This is a genomic window from Mesorhizobium sp. WSM4817 (assembly GCF_055811135.1).
In genome coordinates, this window is record NZ_JBVVQQ010000006.1 from 206,635 (window position 1) to 227,123 (window position 20,489).

A 20,489-nucleotide genomic window follows, 5' to 3' on the forward strand; every position below is an offset into this window, starting at 1 on the left:
CGGCTCCTCCCTACCGATTGCTTGTTCAAAGCGGTGCGCGCTTCGTCAAATTGAGCTTCTTGCGCACTTCATCGGGGCCGATGACCCTTGCGCCCATGTTCGACACGATGCTGACCGCCCGCTCGACCAGCTGCGCATTGGTTGCCAGCACGCCCTTGTCGAGCCAGAGATTGTCCTCGAGCCCGACGCGGACATTGCCGCCGGCCAGCACCGCGGCGGCGGCATAGGCCATCTGGTTGCGGCCGATGGAGAACGCCGACCAGGTCCAACCTGACGGCACATTGTTGACCATCGCCATAAAAGTGTTGAGATCGTCCGGCGCGCCCCATGGCACGCCCATGCACAATTGCACGAGAGCATCCGGGTCCAGCACCTTTTCCTCTACCAGTTGCTTGGCAAACCACAGATGGCCGGTGTCGAAGGCCTCGATCTCCGGCTTGACGCCAAGCGCCGTCATCATGCCGCCCATGGCGCGCAGCATGCCTGGCGTGTTGGTCATGACATAGTCGGCCTCGGCGAAATTCATGGTGCCGCAGTCGAGCGTGCATATCTCCGGCAGGCACTGGCGCACATGTTCCACGCGGTTGGTGGCGCCGCCCATATCGGTGGCTTTCTCGTTCAGCGGCAGCGGGTTTTCCGGCGAGCCGAACACCATGTCGCCGCCCATGCCGGCGGTCAGGTTCAGCACCACGTCGACGTCTGCCGCACGGATGCGCTCGGTCACTTCGCGATAAAGCTGCACGTCGCGGCGCGGCCTGCCGGTTTCGGGGTCGCGCACATGGCAGTGGACGATCGCCGCACCCGCCTTTGCCGCGTCGATGGCCGAATCCGCGATCTGCTTGGGCGAGCGCGGCACATGCGGGCTGCGGTCTTGCGAGCTGCCGGACCCGGTTATGGCACAGGTAATGAAGACCTCACGGTTCATCGCAAGCGGCATCGACTTTTCTCCCAATCAGCACAGATGGTCCCGATCAAACATGGACCCAATCGAACAGATGGCAACAATGCCTGACTTGCCGGAAACTGTTTTGCATTTTACGAAGTGCGTGTGATGAAAAACGAAAAGTCGTCGATCTTTCGCGCCGAACGGTTGCCGCTCAAGGTGACGCTGCTGGTGTTTTCCGGGTCGTCGATCATGTGCGTGGCCTCGGCCGTCGATCCGCTGCGCGCCGCCAACCGTATTGCCGGCGAGACGCTGTTCGATTTTAGGCTGGTTTCGGTGACCGGCGAAGCGCCGGTCACCACATGCGGCCTGCCGGTTGCGGTCAGCGGCCGCTTCGATGCGGCGGATACGACGGATGTGCTTGTCGTCGTCGCCGGTTTCGGCACGCAGAACTATGCCACGTCGGCCCTGCTTGCCGGCCTGCGCCGAGCGGGGCGCGCCGCACGCGCCTGCGGCGGCGTCGAAGCCGGTACCTGGCTGGTCGCCCGCGCCGGTCTGCTGGAAGGGCGCAGCGCCACCACCCATTGGGAGGACATGGAGGATTTCTCCTCGGCCTTTCCCGAGGTCGACGTTCGCCCCGACCGCTATGTCATCGACGGGCCGGTCTTCACCTCCGGTGGCGCTTCGCCGACCTTCGACCTGATGCTGCATCTAATCCGCACGCGGCTCGGCATGGCGGTCGCGCTCGATGTGGCAAGCGTCTTCATCTACGACCAGGCACGCGCCGCGACCGACGCGCAGCCTTTGGTCTCGCTCGGCCGCCTCGACGGCTACGATCCGCAGCTTGCGCAAGCCATCCGGTTGATGGAAGCCCACGTCGACCAGCCCTTGACCATCGCCGCGGTGGCAAAGCGTGCCGGGGTGACGGCACGTACGCTGGAAAGCATCTTTCGCAAGTCGATCGGCGAGACGCCGGGCGCCTATTATCTCAGGCTGCGGCTGGGTGCAGCGCGCCGGCTGGTGGTCGACACGCGCGTGGCCATGGCCGATATTGCCGGGCGAACGGGGTTCTCGTCCGCCGCGGCATTTTCCAGGGCGTTCTCAAGAGCTTTCGGCGAAGCGCCGGTCAGGCTGCGCAGGAGATAGTCGGGATCAGGCAGCGTCCTGGCGGTCGCTTTTGCCGTCGATCTGCGAGCGCATCTGTCTCGCAAGGTGGGTCTCGAAGCGGCTGGCGACCGCGCGGTCCCATTCGTTTGCACCGCGCGCGCCATCCTTCGGATGCGGCAGCGCCATCAGCCGGTCGATGATCGATCCCTCGCCAGATGAGAGCAGGGCGTCGATTTCGCGTTCGTGCTGCATATCGGTTCGCCTCCTTCTTTCTGTTCCCGCCACGAACCACATATACAAGATTCGTGACGGCTGTTTGAAGGCAAGAGCGAGGCGATTGAGGGGCGGTGCGAGGCAAAACCTTGTCGTCGGTTCCGCCCTCGCGCAAAGCTGTTCCGGGCCGGCGGATCGGTCAACAGACCCGCCGGTGCGGCACCTCAGACGTATCGGTTGACGATATTCTCGAGCAGTTCCTGGCGGCCGGATTTCGGCTGCGGCTCGATCTTCTTCTTGACGACGCGCTCGGTGATCTCCTCCAGCGTCCGCTTGCCGGCAAGCATCGCCTTGGCCTCGGCCGAGTTCCAGCCGGCATAGCGCTCGGCCAACGGTCCCGACAGCGCCTTGTCCCCGACCATGCGAGCGGCGGCCTTGAGGCCGCGTGCACAGCAATCCATGCCGCCGATATGGCCAATCAGCAGATCCTGCGGATCGAGCGACTGTCGCCGAAGCTTGGCGTCGAAATTGGTGCCGCCGGTCTTGAAGCCACCGGCCTGCAGGACCTGATAATAGGCCAATGCCATCTCCGGCACGTTGTTGGGGAACTGGTCGGTGTCCCAGCCCGACTGGTAGTCGTTGCGGTTCATGTCGATCGAGCCGAAGATGCCGAGCGCATTGGCCAGCGCCAGTTCATGCTCGAAGGAATGGCCGGCCAGGATCGCATGGCCCTGCTCGATGTTGAGTTTGACCTCCTTCTCCAGCCCGAAGCGCTTCAGGAAGCCGTAGACCGTGGCGACGTCATAGTCGTACTGGTGCTTTGTCGGCTCCTGCGGCTTCGGCTCGATCAGGATGGTGCCCTTGAAGCCGATCCGGTGCTTGTAGTCGACGACCAGGTTGAGGAAGCGGCCGGCCTGTTCCTGTTCGCGGGCAAGGTCGGTGTTGAGCAGCGTCTCATAGCCCTCGCGGCCGCCCCACAGCACATAATTCTCGCCCTTCAGCCGCTTGGTGACGTCGATGCAGTGTTTGACCGTCGCTGCCGCATAGGCAAAGACGTCCGGGTCGGGATTGGTGGCGGCTCCCGCCATGAAGCGGCGATTGGAGAACAGGTTGGCCGTGCCCCAAAGCAGCTTGACCCCGGTCTTCTTCATCTTCGCCGCAAAATAGTCTGATATCTCGTCGAGCCGCGCGGCACTTTCAGAAAAATCTTTTCCCTCCGGCCGCACATCGGCATCGTGGAAGCAGAAATAGGGAACACCCAGCAGCGAAAACATGTCGAAGGCGACATCGGCCTTGAGCTTGGCCAATTCCATCGTGTCGGTGCCACCGGCCTCGGCGAACCACGGCCGCTCGAAGGTCTGGCCGCCGAACGGATCGCCGCCTGGCCAGGCGAAGGAATGCCAGTAGGCGACGGCAAAGCGCAAATGGTCTTCCAGCCGCTTGCCGGCGACAACCTCATCGGGATTGTAGAACCGGTAGGCCAGCGGATTGGTCGAATCCGGCCCCTCGTATTTGATCTTCTGGATGTCGCCGAAAAAGCCGCTGGTCATGTCTGTCTGTCCTCTCGCAGGGTTCGGTCCTGATTACCTCAGGCGTAATTGGTTTCGCGCTGGCGCTGGATGAAAAGGGTCATGTCAAAGCCAATCAACCACGGAGAAGACCATGACCGACCTCAACACGATCGCCGAAAACTACATCGCCGCCTGGAACGAGAGCGATGCCGCGCGCCGGCAAGCCTTGCTCAAGGCGGCCTTCACCGATGACGTCAGCTACCGCGATCCGATCATGCAGGGAGACGGCCACAATGGCCTCGCCGCACTGATCGATGGTGTCCAAAAACGATTTGCCGGCTTCCGGTTCTCGCTGAAGGGCAAGCCGGACGGGTTTGGCGACACGATCCGCTTCTCGTGGAATCTCGGGCCGGAAGGCACCGATTCCGTCATCGAAGGCACCGACATCGGCGTCATCGAGAATGGCCGCCTGAAAAGCGTCACCGGCTTTCTCGACAAGGTCCCGGCACAGTGAGGTGATCTCGGGCCGCGGCGTGGGTGGGAAACCACTCACGCCGTGGCCGCCTTGATAGCCGGGTAAAGCAAGCGGTAGCGCTGATAGGCATCCGCATAGGCGTTGCTTAGCGCGGCGACCGGCTCGATTGTGGCATCGGTGGCCGGCGCCGTGCACACTCTGAGCGGATCGGCGCCCGTCGCCGCGATCAGGCCAAGCCTCGCTGCACCGAAGGCGGCGCCGAAATCGCCGTCGGCGGGAATGTCGACGGGCTGGCCGAGCGCGGTGGCGATTGCCTTTAGCCAGTAGTGCGAGCGCGAGCCGCCGCCGATCGCCGTCACCCGCGTCAGCGTCGTGCCGGCTTTGGCCAGGGCTTCGAGACTGTCGCGGAAGGCGAAAGCCACGCCCTCCAGCACGGCCTGGGTCAACACGGCGCGGCTCGATTCATGCGCAAGCCCGGTAAACGAGCCGCGAATGGCCGCATCATTGTGCGGGGTGCGCTCGCCCGAGAGATAGGGCAGGAAGGACACGCCGGTCGGCGCCTTCAGCGTATCGCCGAGCTCGGCGGTCAGCTCGCCGGCGCCTTTGCCTGAAATCTCGGACAGCCAGTTGAGCGAATCGGTTGCCGACAGGATGACGCCCATCTGGTGCCAGGTGTCGGGCAACGCGTGGCAGAATGTGTGCACCGCGCTTTCCGGGTTGGGCAGATAGGACGCATTGGCGGCAAACAGCACGCCTGACGTGCCAAGCGAGACAAAGGCCTGGCCGGCGGCGACCGTGCCCATGCCGCAAGCCGACGCCGCATTGTCGCCGGCGCCACCAGCGATCGGGATGCCCGCCTGCATCCCCCATTTCGAGGCCAGTTCGCTGCGCAACGCGCCAGCCTTCTCAGTGCCTTCGACCAGTGACGGCATCTGCTTCTCGTCGAGCGACGTGGCGGAAAGCAGGTCGGATGACCAGCCTCGCTTGCCGACATCGAGCCAGGACGTGCCGGCCGAGTCCGACATCTCCGAAATATGCTCGCCGGTGAGCCAGAGCCGCAGAAAATCCTTTGGCAGCAAGACCTTTGCCAGTTTGGCGAAAATATCCGGCTCATTGTTTCTCACCCAGACCAGCTTTGGCGCGGTGAAACCGGGAAACACGATGTTGCCGGTCAGCTCGCGAAAGCGCGGGTCGGCGTCGAGCTTGGCGGCCTCGGCATGGCTGCGCGTGTCGTTCCACAGGATGCAGGGGCGCAGCACCTGGTCGCCGGCATCGAGCAATGTAGCGCCATGCATCTGGCCGGAGAGGCCGATTCCTTTGACGGCGGCGAGCTGTTCTGGATGAGAAACCTTGAGCTCGGCGATCGCTCCCTCGCAGGCGCGGATCCACTCGGCGGGGTTCTGCTCCGACCAGCCGGGGTGCGGCCGAGACACGTCGAGTGACGCGTGGCCGGAGCCGATGATGCTCTGCCCGGCATCGATCAACAGCGCCTTGACGCCCGACGTGCCCAGATCGAGGCCGAGATACATGGTGTCCTCCCATTGTCATTAATTTTTTCGGATCTCGAAAAAATCTGACTTGGCAGTTTTTAAGACAAGATCCGCCTCCGGTCAATTCTCCGACAAATCGGCAGCCCGCCGCGAAAGCAGCGCCGACAGCGGGCTGTCGGGCCGCGCCAGCGCGCGTTCCGCGGCAAGTGCCCTTGCCAATGCACGGTCGCCCGACCGCAGCGCTGCCTCGATCAGCGTCAGGTCGACGACGTCGCGTTGTGCATGACTGCCGCCGAAGCGGTGGGCGATCGCCCGGATGGGCCGGATCAGGCGGACCGTCTCGGCATAATTGCCTTCGCCGAACGCCTTGATGGCGAGCGTCACGGGATGGCCGACATCCCGGGTAAAGGCGGCGTTGTGGTCGTTGGCGTGCATGGCCTCGTGCTGCGCCTCGAGCAAGGTGCGAGCCGGCGTCTCTTGGCCGGCGCCGACGAGGGCCATCATTGCGTGGGCATCGTTGAAGGCATAGTTGCCGGCGCTGGCCTTCGCCCAGTTGGCGGCGAGCGCCGCCCAGCGGCCGCCGACATCGACGCCGCCGAGATGCAGCCGCCACAGGATCGCCGAAGCATCGACCATGTTGAGCGCCAGCGTCGAGCGTTCGCCGTAGATTGGGCCGTCATAGAGCGCCAACGCCTCGTCGGTTTCGCCGAGATCGTAGTGGAACAGCGCCAGATGCCACCAATTATGCACTTTCAGGAAGCTTTCACGCGTCCACGCGTCGGGGTTGGCGCGCATCCAAGCGATGCCGTCCCTTTGCCGGCTCTGCATTTCCATGACATGGGCGACGGCGTGCTGCGCCCAGCCGTCGCGCGGCTCGATGTCGACTGCCATGCGGCCAAGCTTTTCGGCGCGCGCATAGTCGCCCATTTCCTCCAGCCCGAAGGCCTGCATGCCGAGTACGGCGTGGTAGCCCGGCATGCCGCTCTGCCACGACGGCAGCGCGCGGCCGATGCGGTCGCGCAGCATGCGGGCATTGCCGGTGAAGAAATCGATCTGGTGCCCGGTCTGCAGCGCCAGCGCATCGAGCGGAAACTCGATGGCGATATTCTCGAGCAGACGAGCGGCTTCATGCCAGCATCCTGCGGCAAGATGGCCAAGTGCTGCGACATGCGCCTGCTCGCGCGGCGTGGCGGCAAGCGGCAGTGCCGCCTCGTGGCATGTCCTGGCCACGGCTGCCGCCTCGCGCTCGGTGGCGAGGCCGAAGAGATAGCCCTTGAACACATGCGCCATGACGAAGCCGGGATCCTCGGCGATGGCGCGATCGACCGAGCCGACCGGATCGCCGATGAAGCATTGCAGTTCGCGCACGGCCTGGCTGTAAGACGAGAACCCGGCCTCAGTCGCGCCCGAAAACGTCAGCCCGAATGCGTCCCTGACTGCCACGTCATGTCCTCAATTGCCCGAGCGCATCGCCACTGTGGCGATACCGGCGCCGACCAGCAGCGTGCCGCCGGTGCGATTGAAGATGCGGATCGCCTTCGGGTTGCGAACGACGTTGCGTGCCCTTGCGGCGATCAGCGCGTAACCGAAGGCATTGGCGAAGGCGAGCGCCAGGAAAGTCGTCTCGAAGATCAGCATCTGCGTCCAGAAATCGGCATGCCGGTCGAGGAACTGCGGCAGGAAGGCGACGAAGAAGGTGATGCTTTTCGGATTGAGCGCGGTGACCAGCCAGGCATGCGCCGTCATCTTGGCCGAGGACACCGCATCCAGGCGCGGCTCGGCCTTGAGCGTGCCACCGGCGCGAAACAGCTTTATGCCGAGATAGATCAGATAGCCGGCGCCGACCACCTTCAGCACCGTGAACACGGTGGCCGACGCCGCCAGCAGCGCGCCGATGCCAAGCATCGACAGCGTCATCGCGGTAAAATCGCCAAACGCCACGCCAACCGCCATCGGCAGCGCGGTGCGCCAGCCCTGGCCGAGCGCATAGGACACGACCAGAAGGATGGTCGGGCCGGGAATTACAAGAAGGATCGTCGAGGCGGCGGCAAAGGCAGCCCAGTTTTCGAAGGACATGCTCGTCTCCTTGAGCTCAAAGAAAAGGATAAATCCTTGGGCTCGCGAAGATGTAAAGGGCAAAAATCGAAAATGCCCCTAGGTTAACATCGGCAACGGTTCTTCACGCTTTTTCAACCATGATTGGTGAAAATGCACTCTATCCGGCCGGACCGTGTTTCCCGCCGACAGCGTAGGGTTTGGGTAGATGCGTGAGTTGCCGCAAGGTCTGACGCCGCCGCACAATGGCGACGAAATCGAAATTTCCGAAATCCAGCTTTCCCGCCGCGCAATGTTGTCCGGCGCCGGTGCGCTGGCGCTGCTCGGCGTCGCCGGCTGCAGCCAGACGCTCGACCTGTCGGCGCTGCAACTCGACGCCGTCACCACCGGCGCGATCACCCCTGTCCGCCCGAGCATCAGCGTCGACAAGAACATCACCAGCCCTGGTGTGATGTATGCCTCCGTCACCGACGGCGGCTTCACGCTGCCGGAAGTGCCCTACCTCAAGGTCAAGCCGGAGTTCCGCCGCCAGATCGTCGTCGACCCGACCGGCGAGCAGCCCGGCACCATCGTCGTCCATTCGCAGGAGCGGCTGCTCTACCTGGTGCAGCCCGGCGGTGACGCGATTCGTTACGGCGTCGGCATCGGCAAGGATGGCTTCCGCTGGTCCGGCCGCGCCAACATCCAGTACGGCAAGGAATGGCCGACCTGGAGGCCGCCGGCCGAGATGATCGCCCGCAAGCCGGAACTGGTGAAATGGCAGGCCGGGCAGCCCGGCAGCCTCGACAACCCGCTCGGCGCGCGTGCGCTGTACATCTACCAGAGCGGCCAGGACACCGGCTACCGCATCCACGGTTCGCCCGAATGGTGGAGCATCGGCCAGGCGATGTCGTCGGGCTGCGTTCGCCTGATCAACCAGGACATCATCGACCTCTACAGCCGCGTCTCCAGGAAGAACCCGGTCGTCGTCGTCTGACCCTCCCGGTCATCGTCTGAACTCGAGGCGGCTGACGCGGCCGCTCGACTCTCCCGTTGCGCGATCTCGCAAGACAGGCGAATGTGCCCTGCAAAGTCACTGCTCGGGAGACGTGAAGCATGTCCGGAACTTTTGTCATCGCACAAGGCGGCGGCCCGACCGCCGTCATCAACCAGACGGTGGTGGGCGCCACACTCGAGATCCGCAGGCGGTATCCCGGCGCCAAGGTGTTGGGCTCCATCCATGGGGTGCGCGGCATCCGCGACGGCAACTATGTCGATCTTTCGGCTATCCCTGAGGACCGGTTGCGGTTGATTGCTGCGACGCCGAGCGCCGCGCTTGGCTCGACCCGCGACAAGCCGGACGAGGCCTATTGCGAGATCATCCTCAACGGCCTGAACAAGGCGGGCGCCGATGCCTTCATCTATATAGGCGGCAACGACACATCCGGCACGCAGCAGATCCTGACCGACGCCGCCGGCGGCAAGATGGCTTTCGTCCATGCGCCGAAAACCATCGACAATGATCTCGAGGAGAACGACCACACGCCGGGCTTCATTTCGGCAGCCGAGTTCGTCGCCGGCGCCTTTCTCTCGGTCGACCTCGATTTCCGTGCTCTGCCGGGCATCTATGTCGGTATCGTCATGGGCCGGCACGCCGGTTTCCTCACCGCCGCCGCCGCCGCATGGCAGCTTGATCCCGACAGCGGCCCGCACCTCGTTTATGTGCCGGAGCGACCGTTCTCGGCTTCAGCCTTTATCGACGACGTGCGCGCCACGCTCGATCGCCACAAGCGCTGCATCGTCGCAGTCTCCGAAGGCGTTAGCACAGCCGACGGCAAGGCGCTGGTCGAAAGTCTTGTCCCGCCAGACAAACTGGAGCGCGATGCGCATGGCAACGTCAAGCTGTCGGGCAGCGACCTGCCGGCCGCCCTCGAGCGCGCGCTGGCCGAAGGATTGCCGGGCAAGCGGGCACGCGTCGATGCGCTCGGCTACATGCCGCGCGGCTATGTCGGGGCCATCAACGCCGTCGATGCGCAGGAAGCCTTCGATGCCGGCGTCTTTGCGGTCGCTGTCGCCGAACAGGGCGGCGGCTCGGTGGCACTGCAATATGACGGCGAGAAAACCGTGCTGAACAAGGTGCCGCTGAAAAACGTTGCCGGCAAGACCCGTCACATGCCCGACGATTTCATGCTGCCGGATGCCAACCAGCTCTCCGACGCAGGAATGGCCTATCTGAAGCGGCTGGTTCCCGAAAAGTACAAGGTCGGAAAGCCGTTCGTCTGAGCCGGCTCGCTTCTGATGCCGGAATCTTCGTGATGCGGGACTGGTTCAGCAAGACCGTCATCGACGCCGATACGACGATGCTGACCGAGCCGTTCGTGCATGATTTCGTGCGCGCCAACATCTGGCATCTGCGCGGCCGCGACGTCGACCTGCTTGTCGACACCGGCATGGGGATTCGCCCGCTGGCGCCGGAGATCGACACGCCTGATGGCAAGCCGCTGCTCGTCGTCGCCACCCATATCCACCTCGACCATGTCGGCTCGCTGCACGAATTCCCGCTGCGAGCCGGGCCCAGGATGAGTGCTGCGCAATTCGACAGCATGGATGACGCCGTCACCTACGCCCACATGTTTCATGATCTCGACGGCGCCGTCTCGAAGCTGCCGGCACCGGGCTGGAGAGCGGCCGAATACAGAATCCAGCCGGCGCCGCTGACGCGGACGCTTGACGAGGGCGATCTGGTCGACCTTGGCGACCGGCAATTCCGGGTGCTGCATCTGCCCGGCCATTCGCCGGATTCGATCGCGCTGTTCGATGAGGCCGACGGCCTGTTCTTCGCCGGCGACGCCATCTACGACGCCTTGCTGATCGACGACCTGCCGGATTCCGACCGATCAGCCTATCGCCGAACCATGCAGCGGCTGCTCGATCTGCCTGTCAGCATCGGCCATGGTGGCCATGGACCAAATTTCGACGCCAAACGGATGCGCGAGATCGCCACCGGTTATCTCAGGCGAACAGACGGCGCATAAGCCAAGAATCTGGTTGCCCGCCAGAGTATCTTTGACAACATTGGTGAAGGCCGACAGGCGGCCTGATGCAAACGGATTGTCTCGATGGTCACCCGGGGCTTCTCTTCAGGACGAAAGCCCCCGACGGATGCGGATGCGCGTATCCCGCCGGGGCAGTATCTCGAGCAAGGGTTTCCGGTGCTGTCGGCCGGGCCGACGCCGCCTGTGCGCACCGAGGACTGGTCGTTCACGCTCAAGCACGGACCGCGGCCGATCAAGACGTGGAACTGGACAGAGTTCAACGCGCTGCCTTTGACCAAGATGACGCGCGACATCCATTGTGTCACCGCGTGGACCAAGTTCGACACGGCGTGGCAGGGTGTGCTGGTCGACGATATTCTGGCGGATGCCGGCATCGAGCCACCGACCGCCTTCACGCTGGCGCTGTCCTTCGACGGCTATACAACCAACGTGCCGACGCAGGATCTCACTGCCGGCAAGGCAATGGTGGCGCTGCTTTACGAAGGCAAGCCGATCACGCCGGCCCATGGCGGCCCGGCGCGGCTGCTGGTTCCGCATCTCTATTTCTGGAAGTCGGCCAAATGGCTGAACGGCCTGCAGTTCACCGAGCGCGACGAGCCCGGCTTCTGGGAGCTGCGCGGCTATCACATCTATGGCGACCCGTGGCGCGAGCAGCGCTATACGGGCGATCCATGAGCGACGCGCCGGCGGCGCAGTCGCCCTGGCAGACGGTGACCATGGCCCGCATCGAAAAGCGCACGCCCCGCGTCACCAGCTTTTTCCTCCAGCCGTCGCGGCCCTTCGCCTATCGTGCCGGGCAGCATGTCGATGTCAGGCTGACGGCGCCGGACGGCTATCAGGCGCGCCGCTCCTACTCAATCGCCTCGGCGCCGGAAGCCGGCGAGACGATCGAGCTGGCGATCGAAAGGCTCGATGATGGCGAGATCTCGCCCTTCTTCCACGATATCGCGGCGGTTGGCGACGAGGTCGAGTTGCGCGGACCGCTCGGTGGCCATTTCGTCTGGTCCGACAGCGACGGCGGCCCGCTTCTGCTGGTCGGCGGCGGGTCCGGCGTGGTACCGCTGATGGCGATGATCCGCCATCGCGCCGCGCGCAGATCGGCGGTGCCCGTGGCATTGGTATTTTCCGCACGGGCCTGGGACGAGGTGATCTTTCGCGACGAGCTGATCGACTTCCACGATCGCCGGGACGGCTTCGATCTGGTGTTGGCGCTGACCCGCGAGGCCGCCCGGCGCCCGTCAGACTATTCGCGGCGGGTCGATGCCGCGATGATGGAGCAATCGATGCTGCGGCTGCCCGCGCCGCCAAGGTTCGCCTTTGTCTGCGGCTCGAATGCGTTCGTGTCGGCCGCCGCCCAGGCGCTGATCGATGCCGGTGTGCCGGCAAGCCTCATCCGCACCGAACGCTACGGGGTTTAATGCATGTCACGCAAAAGTGTGCAGCGGTTTTGCGATGACGACATGCATAAAAACAATAACTTAAAGCGCGTCGCATGAATCCATTCAGCCGCGACGCGCTTTAAGCTCCCCGCCGGTCAGGCGTCGATCTCGATCGCCGTCAGCGGCTTCGAACAGCAGGCAAGGATGAAGCCGTCGTCGATCTCGTGATCGAGGATGCCGCCATTGTGGCTCATCTCGACCGTGCCCGAGACCTTTTTCACCTTGCAGGTTCCGCACAGGCCGAACTCGCAGGCTGCGGGGATGCGTACGCCCGAAGCGCGCGCCGTCTGCAGCACGGTCTGGCCGGCAACGCATTCGGCATCAATATCCGAAAGCGAAAAGCGGATCGGCGTTGCGGCCTCGGCAGGTACCTCGATCCCGCCCTCTGCTGGCCCACCTTTTGCCGGCCCACCCTCTGCCGGCGAACCGAACGGGGCCGGAATTTCCTCCACCGCCGGGGCCGCAAAGCTCTCCTGATGATAGTTGGCCATGTCGAAGCCGGCCGCCTCCAGCATCTGCCGCACGGCGCGCATGAACGGGTCGGGGCCGCAGCAGAAAATTTCGCGCTCGCGAAAATCGGGCGCCAGCAGCGGCAGCCGTATCGCGTCGATCCGGCCCATATGGCCGAACCAGCCCTCACGGCTGGACCGCTCCTCGATCATGAAGCCGAGCGTCAGGCCCGGCATGCGGCTGCCGAGCAGCTCGAGCTCCTTGCGGAAGATGATCTCCTCGGGCTTTCGCGCGCAGTTGACGAAGCCGACATCTGTCCATGGCGCGCAGTCGTTCAGCCAGCGCAGCATCGACATCATCGGCGTCACGCCTGAGCCGGCCGAAATGAACAGATACTTGGCCGCTGGATGGCTGTGCAGCGAAAAGTCGCCCGCCGGCCCATAGGCCTTCACGTGAACGCCGGGCTTCAAATTGTCGAACATCCAGCGGGTGCCGAGGCTGCCGGCCTGCGCTTTCACCGTCACCGCGATCGAGAACGGCCTCGACGGCGAGGACGACAGCGTATAGGTCCGCATCATCAGGCCCTCGGTGGTCGGCAGTTCCAGCGTCACGAACTGCCCCGGTCTGTAGCGGAACCAGGTCTGGTTGTCAGAGCGGAAGGTGAAGGTCTTCACGTCAGGCGCCTCGTCGCTGACGCCGATGACTTCCAGCACCTGGAGCCTGTCGTTCCAGGGCGCCATCTCGTCGAGATGGCGGTAGAGGCCAAGGTCCGTCATCGCATTCATCCCCTTGACCTCGCTCAGGCGACGCTGCGCAGCGCCGGCCGCCCGGCCTCGGCAAGGCGCGGCCCGATGAAGGAGGCGTACCATTCGACGAACTGGATGACGCCGCCCTCATGCAGTTCCGAATAGGGGCCGGGCTCATAGGCCGGCGACAGGATGCCGAAGGCGTTTTCCTCGACAATGCGACGGTCCTGGTCGTTGGTCTCGGTCCAGACATGGGTGAGTTCGGCGAGGTCGTAATCGACGCCTTCGACCGCGTCCTTGTGGACAAGCCATTTGGTGGTGACGGCCGTTTCCGTGACACTGATCGGCAGCACGCGGAAGGTGACGGCATGATCGCCGAGGATATGGTTCCAACTCGTCGGATAGTGATAGAGCAGCAGCGAGCCGATACGGTCGGTCGAAACGCTGTCGGAAAGTTTCTTCTTCACCGCGCGTCTTCCCGTCATCGTGTAGCTGACGGCGTCGCGCAGCAGCGGCGCGCGGGTGGCGCGATACTGCCCGGCCGGATCGATGCGGAACTTGCTCGGCAAGCCCGCCGCCTCGCATTTCGCCCAGTGCGCGAGCATCTCTGGATCGCTGTCGGCGCCCTGCACGCCGGTCACGGTCGGCGCTTCCGGGAATGTCTTGCAGAGTTCCGGATGGTTGCCGGCGCAATGGTAGCACTCGCGGTTGTTCTCCCAGACGAGCTTCCAGTTGCCCTTCTCGACGATGGTCGATTCGAAGGCGATTTTTGCCTCGCGCAGCCGGTGCGGCAGGAGGTAAGGCTCGATCATGGCGCGCATCGGCGCGAAGTCGGCCGGCTCGTTGGCCAGGCAGATGAAGATGTAGCCGCCAACGCTTTCGCAAGCCACCGGCTTCAGGCTGAACTGGCTTTTGTCGAAGCCGTCTGCCATCTGGCGAGCAAACAACAGCCGGCCGTCCAGCTCGTAGGTCCACTGGTGATAGGGGCAGACCAGCTTCGCCGCAGTGCCCTTGTCGGCATTGCAGACACGGCTGCCGCGATGCCGGCAGGAATTGTGGAAGGCATTGATCTTGCCTTGCTGGTCGCGGACCAGCACGACCGGATAGTCGCCGATCTGGGCGGTGATATAGCTGCCAGCTTTCGGCAACTCGCAATCGTGGCCGATGAACAGCCAGTCGCGATACCAGATCAGCTCCATGTCGAGCTTGAAGAAATCTGGATCGGTGTAGAAGGGCTGCTCGAGCGAATAGCCTTGCCTGCGGCCGTGCAAGAGCCTCAGCATGTCGTTGCGCGCGTCCATGTCCTGTCCTCGTGTAAGGACTGAACTGGTGGTGATGGAGGGAGGACCGTTTGCACGCCGGCGACAGGGCCGGACGTCCATCATCCACCTCTTGACCGCCCACCGCGATCAGTCGAGTCTGAAAATCTCGGGCTGGTTTCCGGGCTCTGGAGTGTCCTTGCGGACTCGTCGCGACACCTTCCCAGGCTTGTGGCCCAGTGGTCTCCCGTTGCGACTTGAACTCCACCACCGTTGCGGGGGCAGCGCCGGGTTCTGACCGGCTTCCCAATTCTCCGCTTCGTCGTCACCAAGCGGCACCTGAGATGGCGTGATCTAATCATGCCGGCCGGCTGACTGCCGGCATGAAAGCGACATCGTATCCATGCGGCGCGACACCACCGGCGAAACCTGCAGGTTTATATCTGCAGGGCTGAAACCCGCTTTGTCGGCGGCCATTGTCGGCTGCCGTGACATCGAATCCGACCGCGGCGGAGACCAGGAAGGTTAACAGTTTACAAAAGTGACTATTAGTCGCTCCTAAAATCGAACCGAACGGTTCGTTTCTGTTGACAATGCGTGCAGCACGCAGTGAACGCAGATCCGCCAATCCGTCAAATCGTCGAACGGCAAATTTGGCATAAAATATTGAAAACGAACCATAAAACCATAGTGGCAGATGCCTCTGGTACAATTTCAAGGTGTAGATTCTTGGTCCACACAGAACAACTTCGTGATTGGAATCCGCCGAATGGCCTTCCCACATCGGGGCTATCCGAACGCCGCGCGCATCCTCCCAAGACACGCCGCTAGACGGACTGAAGACCAAGATACTGGAGTACTAAAATGAAAAAGATCGCTCTTGCTGCCGTCGCCGCTCTGGCCATCACCGGCAGCGCCTTTGCCGGCAGCGACCATTATGGGTCCAACGCCGCCAACCAGCCGGCCGTCGCGGTCGACAGCTCGTATACGGCCTCTGTCCAGACGCCGGCTCACGCTGAAAAGCAGCCCGTTGGCCAGGGCGCCGACCGCAACCTTTTCGGCAACAATTAACAGCTGGTCCCAAACAGCAAAGTGGCGGTCCGCCGCTCGGGATCTGAGGAACTCAGGAGTATTTGAAATGAAGAAGCTCATTCTTGCCACCGCCGCCATTGTGGCCATCTCCGGCAGCGCTTTTGCCGGCAGCGACAACTTTGGATCGAACGGCGCCAACCAGCCGGCCGCTGCGGTCGACAGCAACTCGTACACGGCTTCGATTCGGAATTCGGCTTCGGCGCAGAATCCGGTTCCGGCTGACGAGAAACCCGTCAACGGCAGCGACCGTAACCTGTTCGGCAACAACTAACAGTTCGTTCCAACAGCGGCGGCGGCATTTGCCCGCCGGGCTGGCGGAACCAAGAAAATCCAGGAGTTTTGAAAATGAAGAAGATCGTTCTTACCGCCGCCGCGCTTTTGATTGCTGCGGGCGGCGCTTTTGCCGGTAGCGACAACTTTGGCAGAACCGACATCAACAAGCAGGCGACCATCAACGTCGACAACACGCAGACTTCTTCGGTACGCAATACCGGCTCGCCGGTCTACAAGCTGCTCAACTCGTCGGGCGACGTACAGAAGTCCGCCCCGCAGGGCAGCGACCGGAACCTGTTCGGCCGCTAGCGCATCGGCCCGAAAATCGGTTCCGATTTTCGGAAAGCACGATGCGCAGGGTTAAAGTGTTGGAGCGTACCTTTGTGCGTCCACTTGGACGCACGTCGCTCTAACAGCGACCGGAACGCACAAGAGTGGCGGCTTTGCCCGCCGCTCTCGTTTTTGGGTCACCAAACATCCATCAGTTCGGCTGCTGCTCTCAGGCTGCCTTTGCTTCCGCTTTGTGGAGCGTGAATGAATGTCCGTCGGCATCGAAAATATGCAGGTCGCCGGCATCGGCATTCAACCGCAGCGCAGCGCCGCGCTTGACCCCGACATTGCCTGGCAGCTTGGTGACCAGCGGCAGGTCGGCGCGGCCGATGTCGACATAGACGAGCTGGACCTCGCCGAGTTGCTCGACATAATCCACCGTTCCCTCGAAAAGATAATCCGCACCGGTGGCGATCGTCAGATCTTCCGGCCGCACGCCGAAGCTCACCGAAGCGCCCTTCACCGACGCCGGCGTGGCGATCGGCACCGTCGCCTTGCGCCCGCCGACATGACTGACGATGGTCGGGTCGCCTGATTTGTCGATCGTCGCCGGCAGGATGTTCATGGCCGGCGAGCCGATGAACTGGGCGACGAACAGATTGCCGGGTCTCTTGTAGAGCTCCATCGGCGTGCCGACCTGCTCGATATGGCCCTCCTTGAGCACCACGATGCGGTCGGCCAGCGTCATCGCCTCGACCTGGTCGTGGGTGACGTAGATCATCGTTGTAGCAGGCATCGATTCCTTGAGCTTGGCGATCTCGATGCGGGTGGCGACGCGCAGCGCCGCGTCGAGGTTCGACAGCGGCTCGTCGAACAGGAAGACCTTGGGGTTGCGCACGATGGCGCGGCCGATGGCGACGCGCTGGCGCTGGCCGCCCGACATCGCCTTGGGCAGGCGGTCGAGATATTTGGTCAGCTGCAGGATTTCCGCCGCCTGGCGCACCCGCTTGTCGATCTCGGCCTTGCTCTCCTTGCCGATCTTCATCGAGAACGCCATGTTGTCGTAGACAGTCATGTGCGGATAGAGCGCATAGGACTGGAACACCATGGCGATGCCGCGCTTCGACGGCGGCACGTCGTTCACCACCTCGCCGTCGATCTTGAGCTCGCCGGAGGTGATTTCCTCAAGCCCGGCGATCGACCGCAGCAAGGTCGACTTGCCACAGCCCGAAGGGCCGACGAAGACGATGAACTCGCCCGACTTTATGTCGAGGTCGATGCCATGGAGAATGTTGAGATTGCCGTATGATTTCTTCACTTGCCTTAGCGTGACATCGGCCATGGGTTCCCTCCAGTGAATTGCAAATTCAGTCGATACGCCCGAACCAGGCGCCGTAGCCGCCGAGGCGGATAAAGCCGGCGTCAGTCTGTCCCGAAAACCCGTGCCCCGGCAAGGGCTGCAGCGAGCGTCCGCCGAGATTGACTTCGGCCGGTCGGCTGCCGAGATTGAAGGCGCAGACGATCTGCTCATTGCCCTCGCGGCGCGTGAAGGCGACCGTATCGCCCTGGCTTTCGATGAACTCGATCTCGCCCTTGGCCAGCGCCGGATACAGGCGGCGGAAAGCGAGAAAGCGCCGGTAGTGTTCGAGCAGCGAGTTGTCGTCGCCCTGCTGCACATCGACCGCCTGCGAAAGGTGCTTGGCAGGCACGGGCAGCCAGGGCTTTGCCGTGGAGAAGCCGCCATTGCCGTCGGCGCCATTCCAGACCATCGGCGTGCGGCAGCCGTCGCGGCCCTTGAATTCCGGCCAGAACCGGATGCCGTAGGGGTCCTGCAGATCCTCGAATTGCAATTCCGCTTCGCCAAGACCGAGTTCCTCGCCCTGGTAGATGCAGACCGAGCCGCGCAGCGACATCAGCAGCGCCGAGATCACCTTGAGATAAGCGGTCTGGTCGGCCTCGCCGGCCGCCCAGCGCGAGGCAGTGCGCATCACGTCGTGGTTGGAGAAGGCCCAGCACGACCAGCCGTCGCTGGCGACCTCGCCAAAGGCTTCCAGCACCGAACGCACCTTTGCCGCGCTGATCTTTTCGGGCGCCAGGAAGTCGAATGAATAGCACATGTGCACGCGCTTGCGGCCGGCGGTATAGGCCGCCACCACCTCCAGTCCGCGCTGCGAATCGCCGACTTCGCCAACCGCCGCCGTCGCCGGATATTCGTCGAGCAGGGCGCGGAAGCGTTCGAGGAAGCCAAGGTTTTCGGGGCGGCTCTTGTCGTAGAGATGGTCCTGGTAGTTGTAGGGATTGACGGAAGGAGCGGTCTGGTCGTTGCGCTGTTCGGGCGGCAGCGGCGGATTGTCCTCGAGGCCCTGGCTGTGGAAGTAGAAATTGATGGTGTCGAGGCGGAAACCGTCGACGCCGCGCTCCAGCCAGAAGCGGGTGACATCGAGCAGCGCGTCCTGGACTGCGCGGCTGTGGAAGTTGAGATCGGGCTGCTCGGCCAGGAAATTATGCAGGTAATATTGCTGGCGGCTGGTGTCCCACTGCCAGGCCGAACCGCCGAAGATCGACAGCCAGTTGTTGGGTGGCGTGCCGTCGGGCCTGGCGTCGGCCCAGACATACCAGTCGGCCTTCGGGTTGGTGCGGCTCGAGCGGCTTTCCTTGAACCACGGATGGATGTCGGCGGTATGCGACAGCACCTCGTCGATCATCACCTTGAGCCCGAGCCTGTGCGCCTCGGCGGTCAGAGCGTCGAAATCGGCCAGCGTGCCGAACATCGGATCGACGTCGCAATAGTCGGACACGTCGTAGCCGAAATCCTTCATCGGCGACTTGAAGAACGGCGAGATCCAGATGGCATCGACGCCGAGCGCCGCGATATAGGGCAGCCTGCCGATGATGCCCCTGAGGTCGCCGATGCCGTCGCCGTTCGAGTCCTGATAGCTGCGCGGATAGATCTGGTAGATCACGGCACCTCGCCACCAGTCGCGGTCGACGGCGAAGTCGGGACTCAACGTCGCTTTCACAGCGGATTGCATGATCTCAGCCTCCCTTCACCGAGCCGGCGAGAAGCCCGCGGACGAAATAGCGCTGCAGCGAGAAGAACACGATCAGCGGCACGACAATGGTGATGAAGGCCGATGTCGTCAGGATCTCCCAGTCGCCGCCGCGCGAGCCGAGCAACGCGTTGAGCTTAGCGGTCAGCACGATCTGGTCGCCCTCGGTGCCGAGGAAAACCATCGCGACCAGCAGATCGTTCCACACCCACAGGAACTGGAAGATGGCGAAAGAGGCCAGCACCGGGAACGACAGCGGCAGCACGATCTTGACGAAGATCTCGAAATCGCTGGCGCCGTCGATGCGCGCCGATTCCATGATTTCTCGTGGCAGGCCGGCAATGTAGCTTCTCAAGAGATAGATGGCGAAGGGCAGGCCGAAGCCGGTATGCGCCAGCCAGATGCCGAGATAGGTTTTCGACGGCACGCCGAAGAAGCTGCCGACGCCGTTGTAAAGCTTCAGCAGCGGGATCAACGACATCTGCAGCGGCACGACCAGGAGCCCGATGATCACCGCGATGAGCAACGCCCGGCCGGGAAAGCGCATCCAGGCCAGCGCATAGGCCGCGAACGCCGCGATCAGGATCGGGATGACGGTCGCCGGAATGGTGACGGTCAGCGAATTCATGAAGGAGCGGCCGATGCCTTCCGAAAACAGCACCGTATTGTAATTGTCGGTGGTGAATTTCGGCGGCGCCGACGAGGCGTAGTAGACGCGCTGGCCACGCTCGCCCTCGAACGGCTTGGTCGAGGTCATGACGAAACTGCCGTCGGGGTTGAGCTGCAAGGTCTCGCCGTCACCGAGATCGGCGGTGGTGCCGGCGGGATATTGCGTCGGCGCCGACGACTTGACGCCAAAGGCGCTGATGTCGCGGGCCGGATCATCGCCGAAGATGTTGCCCTCGAGGACGAACTTGCCGTCCTTCTCGACTTGCGCCGAGGCGGGTGGCAGCCGCCCCGCTTCCGTCTGCGTGGAACTGGCGAACGAGTTCCACCAGCCCGAGGCGATGATCTGGTCCTTGTCGCGCAGCGACGAGACGAGAATGCCGAGCGTCGGGATCGTCCAGATCGCGACGAAGAGGAAGACCGCGATATGGACGCCGAAACGGCTGGCAAAGGACTTTCCGGTCGAGACGGCCAT

22 protein-coding genes and 1 riboswitch are annotated in these 20,489 nt (G+C 63.3%); of the genes, 10 read left to right on the forward strand and 12 right to left on the reverse strand.

Annotated features, from left to right (window positions below; genetic code table 11):
- Positions 1–25: 25 nt before the first annotated feature.
- Positions 26–937 (reverse strand): 3-dehydrocarnitine:acetyl-CoA trimethylamine transferase BcoG, encoded by a 912-nt coding sequence (gene bcoG, locus AC0L2K_RS11460; RefSeq protein WP_023796869.1) that lies wholly within the window; start codon positions 935–937, stop codon positions 26–28.
- Between the two features lie 111 nt (positions 938–1,048).
- Here bcoG and AC0L2K_RS11465 point away from each other — a divergent pair, with 111 nt between their 5' ends.
- Positions 1,049–2,029, forward strand: a complete 981-nt coding sequence (locus AC0L2K_RS11465) for a GlxA family transcriptional regulator (RefSeq protein ID WP_473531382.1) — start codon at positions 1,049–1,051, stop codon at positions 2,027–2,029.
- A gap of 6 nt (positions 2,030–2,035) precedes the next feature.
- Here the strand turns inward: AC0L2K_RS11465 and AC0L2K_RS11470 are convergent, their stop codons facing one another.
- Positions 2,036–2,242, reverse strand: coding sequence for a hypothetical protein (locus AC0L2K_RS11470; protein WP_023796867.1), 207 nt, complete (start codon positions 2,240–2,242; stop codon positions 2,036–2,038).
- 185 nt (positions 2,243–2,427) lie between these two features.
- Entirely contained in the window at positions 2,428–3,753 is a 1,326-nt protein-coding gene (gene xylA, locus AC0L2K_RS11475) for a xylose isomerase (RefSeq protein ID WP_023796866.1), read from the reverse strand.
- 112 nt (positions 3,754–3,865) lie between these two features.
- On the opposite strand from xylA, the gene AC0L2K_RS11480 reads away from it, so the two are divergent.
- On the forward strand, positions 3,866–4,228 hold the full coding sequence (locus AC0L2K_RS11480; RefSeq protein ID WP_023796865.1) for a nuclear transport factor 2 family protein: 363 nt from the start codon (positions 3,866–3,868) through the stop codon (positions 4,226–4,228).
- 35 nt (positions 4,229–4,263) lie between these two features.
- Here AC0L2K_RS11480 and xylB read toward each other — a convergent pair whose 3' ends face one another.
- The 3 genes from xylB to AC0L2K_RS11495 form a co-directional block, all read right to left on the reverse strand.
- On the reverse strand, positions 4,264–5,718 hold the full coding sequence (gene xylB, locus AC0L2K_RS11485; RefSeq protein WP_023796864.1) for a xylulokinase: 1,455 nt from the start codon (positions 5,716–5,718) through the stop codon (positions 4,264–4,266).
- 81 nt (positions 5,719–5,799) lie between these two features.
- Positions 5,800–7,122, reverse strand: a complete 1,323-nt coding sequence (locus AC0L2K_RS11490; RefSeq protein WP_473531383.1) for a tetratricopeptide repeat protein — start codon at positions 7,120–7,122, stop codon at positions 5,800–5,802.
- 9 nt (positions 7,123–7,131) lie between these two features.
- Positions 7,132–7,755, reverse strand: a complete 624-nt coding sequence (locus AC0L2K_RS11495; protein ID WP_023796862.1) for a LysE family translocator — start codon at positions 7,753–7,755, stop codon at positions 7,132–7,134.
- A 187-nt stretch (positions 7,756–7,942) separates the two neighbouring features.
- On the opposite strand from AC0L2K_RS11495, the gene AC0L2K_RS11500 reads away from it, so the two are divergent.
- From AC0L2K_RS11500 to AC0L2K_RS11520, 5 genes are all read left to right on the forward strand, one after another.
- Positions 7,943–8,710: a L,D-transpeptidase gene (locus AC0L2K_RS11500; RefSeq protein WP_473531384.1), complete on the forward strand. Its 768-nt coding sequence runs from the start codon at positions 7,943–7,945 to the stop codon at positions 8,708–8,710.
- Positions 8,711–8,829: 119 nt separating this feature from the next.
- Positions 8,830–9,996, forward strand: a complete 1,167-nt coding sequence (locus tag AC0L2K_RS11505) for a diphosphate--fructose-6-phosphate 1-phosphotransferase (RefSeq protein WP_287343598.1) — start codon at positions 8,830–8,832, stop codon at positions 9,994–9,996.
- A gap of 32 nt (positions 9,997–10,028) precedes the next feature.
- The gene (locus AC0L2K_RS11510; protein WP_473531385.1) at positions 10,029–10,748 is read left to right on the forward strand and encodes an MBL fold metallo-hydrolase; all 720 of its coding nucleotides are present in this window, start codon (positions 10,029–10,031) and stop codon (positions 10,746–10,748) included.
- An 84-nt stretch (positions 10,749–10,832) separates the two neighbouring features.
- On the forward strand, positions 10,833–11,444 hold the full coding sequence (locus AC0L2K_RS11515) for a molybdopterin-dependent oxidoreductase (RefSeq protein WP_023796859.1): 612 nt from the start codon (positions 10,833–10,835) through the stop codon (positions 11,442–11,444).
- Positions 11,441–12,187 carry an FAD-binding oxidoreductase gene (locus tag AC0L2K_RS11520; RefSeq protein ID WP_023796858.1) on the forward strand — a complete coding sequence of 249 codons (747 nt, stop codon included), beginning with the start codon at positions 11,441–11,443 and terminating at the stop codon, positions 12,185–12,187. Before AC0L2K_RS11515 ends, AC0L2K_RS11520 begins: the two co-directional genes overlap by 4 nt.
- A 116-nt stretch (positions 12,188–12,303) precedes the next feature.
- Here the strand turns inward: AC0L2K_RS11520 and AC0L2K_RS11525 are convergent, their stop codons facing one another.
- The 3 genes from AC0L2K_RS11525 to AC0L2K_RS11535 all read right to left on the reverse strand — a co-directional run bounded on the left by AC0L2K_RS11525 (position 12,304) and on the right by AC0L2K_RS11535 (position 15,447).
- Positions 12,304–13,434, reverse strand: coding sequence for an FAD-binding oxidoreductase (locus tag AC0L2K_RS11525; RefSeq protein ID WP_023796857.1), 1,131 nt, complete (start codon positions 13,432–13,434; stop codon positions 12,304–12,306).
- A 23-nt stretch (positions 13,435–13,457) separates the two neighbouring features.
- Positions 13,458–14,705 (reverse strand): aromatic ring-hydroxylating oxygenase subunit alpha, encoded by a 1,248-nt coding sequence (locus tag AC0L2K_RS11530; protein ID WP_023796856.1) that lies wholly within the window; start codon positions 14,703–14,705, stop codon positions 13,458–13,460.
- A gap of 113 nt (positions 14,706–14,818) precedes the next feature.
- Positions 14,819–15,021, reverse strand: a riboswitch (cobalamin riboswitch).
- A complete protein-coding gene (locus AC0L2K_RS11535) occupies positions 15,022–15,447 on the reverse strand; it encodes a hypothetical protein (RefSeq protein WP_473531386.1) in 426 nt (141 codons plus the stop codon).
- An 80-nt stretch (positions 15,448–15,527) separates the two neighbouring features.
- Here AC0L2K_RS11535 and AC0L2K_RS11540 point away from each other — a divergent pair, with 80 nt between their 5' ends.
- From AC0L2K_RS11540 to AC0L2K_RS11550, 3 genes are all read left to right on the forward strand, one after another.
- Complete coding sequence (locus AC0L2K_RS11540) at positions 15,528–15,734, forward strand: DUF680 domain-containing protein (protein ID WP_023796854.1); 207 nt, start codon at positions 15,528–15,530, stop codon at positions 15,732–15,734.
- Positions 15,735–15,801: 67 nt separating this feature from the next.
- On the forward strand, positions 15,802–16,026 hold the full coding sequence (locus AC0L2K_RS11545) for a DUF680 domain-containing protein (RefSeq protein WP_023796853.1): 225 nt from the start codon (positions 15,802–15,804) through the stop codon (positions 16,024–16,026).
- Positions 16,027–16,100: 74 nt separating this feature from the next.
- Positions 16,101–16,337, forward strand: coding sequence for a DUF680 domain-containing protein (locus AC0L2K_RS11550; RefSeq protein WP_023796852.1), 237 nt, complete (start codon positions 16,101–16,103; stop codon positions 16,335–16,337).
- A gap of 190 nt (positions 16,338–16,527) precedes the next feature.
- Here the strand turns inward: AC0L2K_RS11550 and AC0L2K_RS11555 are convergent, their stop codons facing one another.
- From AC0L2K_RS11555 to AC0L2K_RS11565, 3 genes are read right to left on the reverse strand one after another with little or no spacing between them, the layout of a single operon-like run.
- Positions 16,528–17,640, reverse strand: a complete 1,113-nt coding sequence (locus AC0L2K_RS11555; RefSeq protein ID WP_023796851.1) for an ABC transporter ATP-binding protein — start codon at positions 17,638–17,640, stop codon at positions 16,528–16,530.
- A gap of 25 nt (positions 17,641–17,665) precedes the next feature.
- Positions 17,666–19,330: a beta-galactosidase BglA gene (gene bglA, locus AC0L2K_RS11560; protein ID WP_128172878.1), complete on the reverse strand. Its 1,665-nt coding sequence runs from the start codon at positions 19,328–19,330 to the stop codon at positions 17,666–17,668.
- A gap of 4 nt (positions 19,331–19,334) precedes the next feature.
- Positions 19,335–20,489: a carbohydrate ABC transporter permease gene (locus AC0L2K_RS11565; RefSeq protein WP_027151438.1), complete on the reverse strand. Its 1,155-nt coding sequence runs from the start codon at positions 20,487–20,489 to the stop codon at positions 19,335–19,337.

Coding starts and splice junctions, on each gene's coding strand:
- xylB (WP_023796864.1), bottom strand. CDS start 5,718: ATGTATCTCGGCCTCGATCTGGGCACGTCGGGCGTCAAGGCGCTGTTG.
- AC0L2K_RS11470 (WP_023796867.1), bottom strand. CDS start 2,242: ATGCAGCACGAACGCGAAATCGACGCCCTGCTCTCATCTGGCGAGGGA.
- AC0L2K_RS11480 (WP_023796865.1), top strand. CDS start 3,866: ATGACCGACCTCAACACGATCGCCGAAAACTACATCGCCGCCTGGAAC.
- AC0L2K_RS11500 (WP_473531384.1), top strand. CDS start 7,943: ATGCGTGAGTTGCCGCAAGGTCTGACGCCGCCGCACAATGGCGACGAA.
- bcoG (WP_023796869.1), bottom strand. CDS start 937: ATGCCGCTTGCGATGAACCGTGAGGTCTTCATTACCTGTGCCATAACC.
- xylA (WP_023796866.1), bottom strand. CDS start 3,753: ATGACCAGCGGCTTTTTCGGCGACATCCAGAAGATCAAATACGAGGGG.
- AC0L2K_RS11520 (WP_023796858.1), top strand. CDS start 11,441: ATGAGCGACGCGCCGGCGGCGCAGTCGCCCTGGCAGACGGTGACCATG.
- AC0L2K_RS11525 (WP_023796857.1), bottom strand. CDS start 13,434: ATGACGGACCTTGGCCTCTACCGCCATCTCGACGAGATGGCGCCCTGG.
- AC0L2K_RS11530 (WP_023796856.1), bottom strand. CDS start 14,705: ATGGACGCGCGCAACGACATGCTGAGGCTCTTGCACGGCCGCAGGCAA.
- AC0L2K_RS11505 (WP_287343598.1), top strand. CDS start 8,830: ATGTCCGGAACTTTTGTCATCGCACAAGGCGGCGGCCCGACCGCCGTC.
- AC0L2K_RS11535 (WP_473531386.1), bottom strand. CDS start 15,447: ATGTGGGAAGGCCATTCGGCGGATTCCAATCACGAAGTTGTTCTGTGT.
- AC0L2K_RS11550 (WP_023796852.1), top strand. CDS start 16,101: ATGAAGAAGATCGTTCTTACCGCCGCCGCGCTTTTGATTGCTGCGGGC.
- AC0L2K_RS11495 (WP_023796862.1), bottom strand. CDS start 7,755: ATGTCCTTCGAAAACTGGGCTGCCTTTGCCGCCGCCTCGACGATCCTT.
- AC0L2K_RS11510 (WP_473531385.1), top strand. CDS start 10,029: ATGCGGGACTGGTTCAGCAAGACCGTCATCGACGCCGATACGACGATG.
- bglA (WP_128172878.1), bottom strand. CDS start 19,330: ATGCAATCCGCTGTGAAAGCGACGTTGAGTCCCGACTTCGCCGTCGAC.
- AC0L2K_RS11555 (WP_023796851.1), bottom strand. CDS start 17,640: ATGGCCGATGTCACGCTAAGGCAAGTGAAGAAATCATACGGCAATCTC.
- AC0L2K_RS11545 (WP_023796853.1), top strand. CDS start 15,802: ATGAAGAAGCTCATTCTTGCCACCGCCGCCATTGTGGCCATCTCCGGC.
- AC0L2K_RS11515 (WP_023796859.1), top strand. CDS start 10,833: ATGGTCACCCGGGGCTTCTCTTCAGGACGAAAGCCCCCGACGGATGCG.
- AC0L2K_RS11565 (WP_027151438.1), bottom strand. CDS start 20,489: ATGGCCGTCTCGACCGGAAAGTCCTTTGCCAGCCGTTTCGGCGTCCAT.
- AC0L2K_RS11540 (WP_023796854.1), top strand. CDS start 15,528: ATGAAAAAGATCGCTCTTGCTGCCGTCGCCGCTCTGGCCATCACCGGC.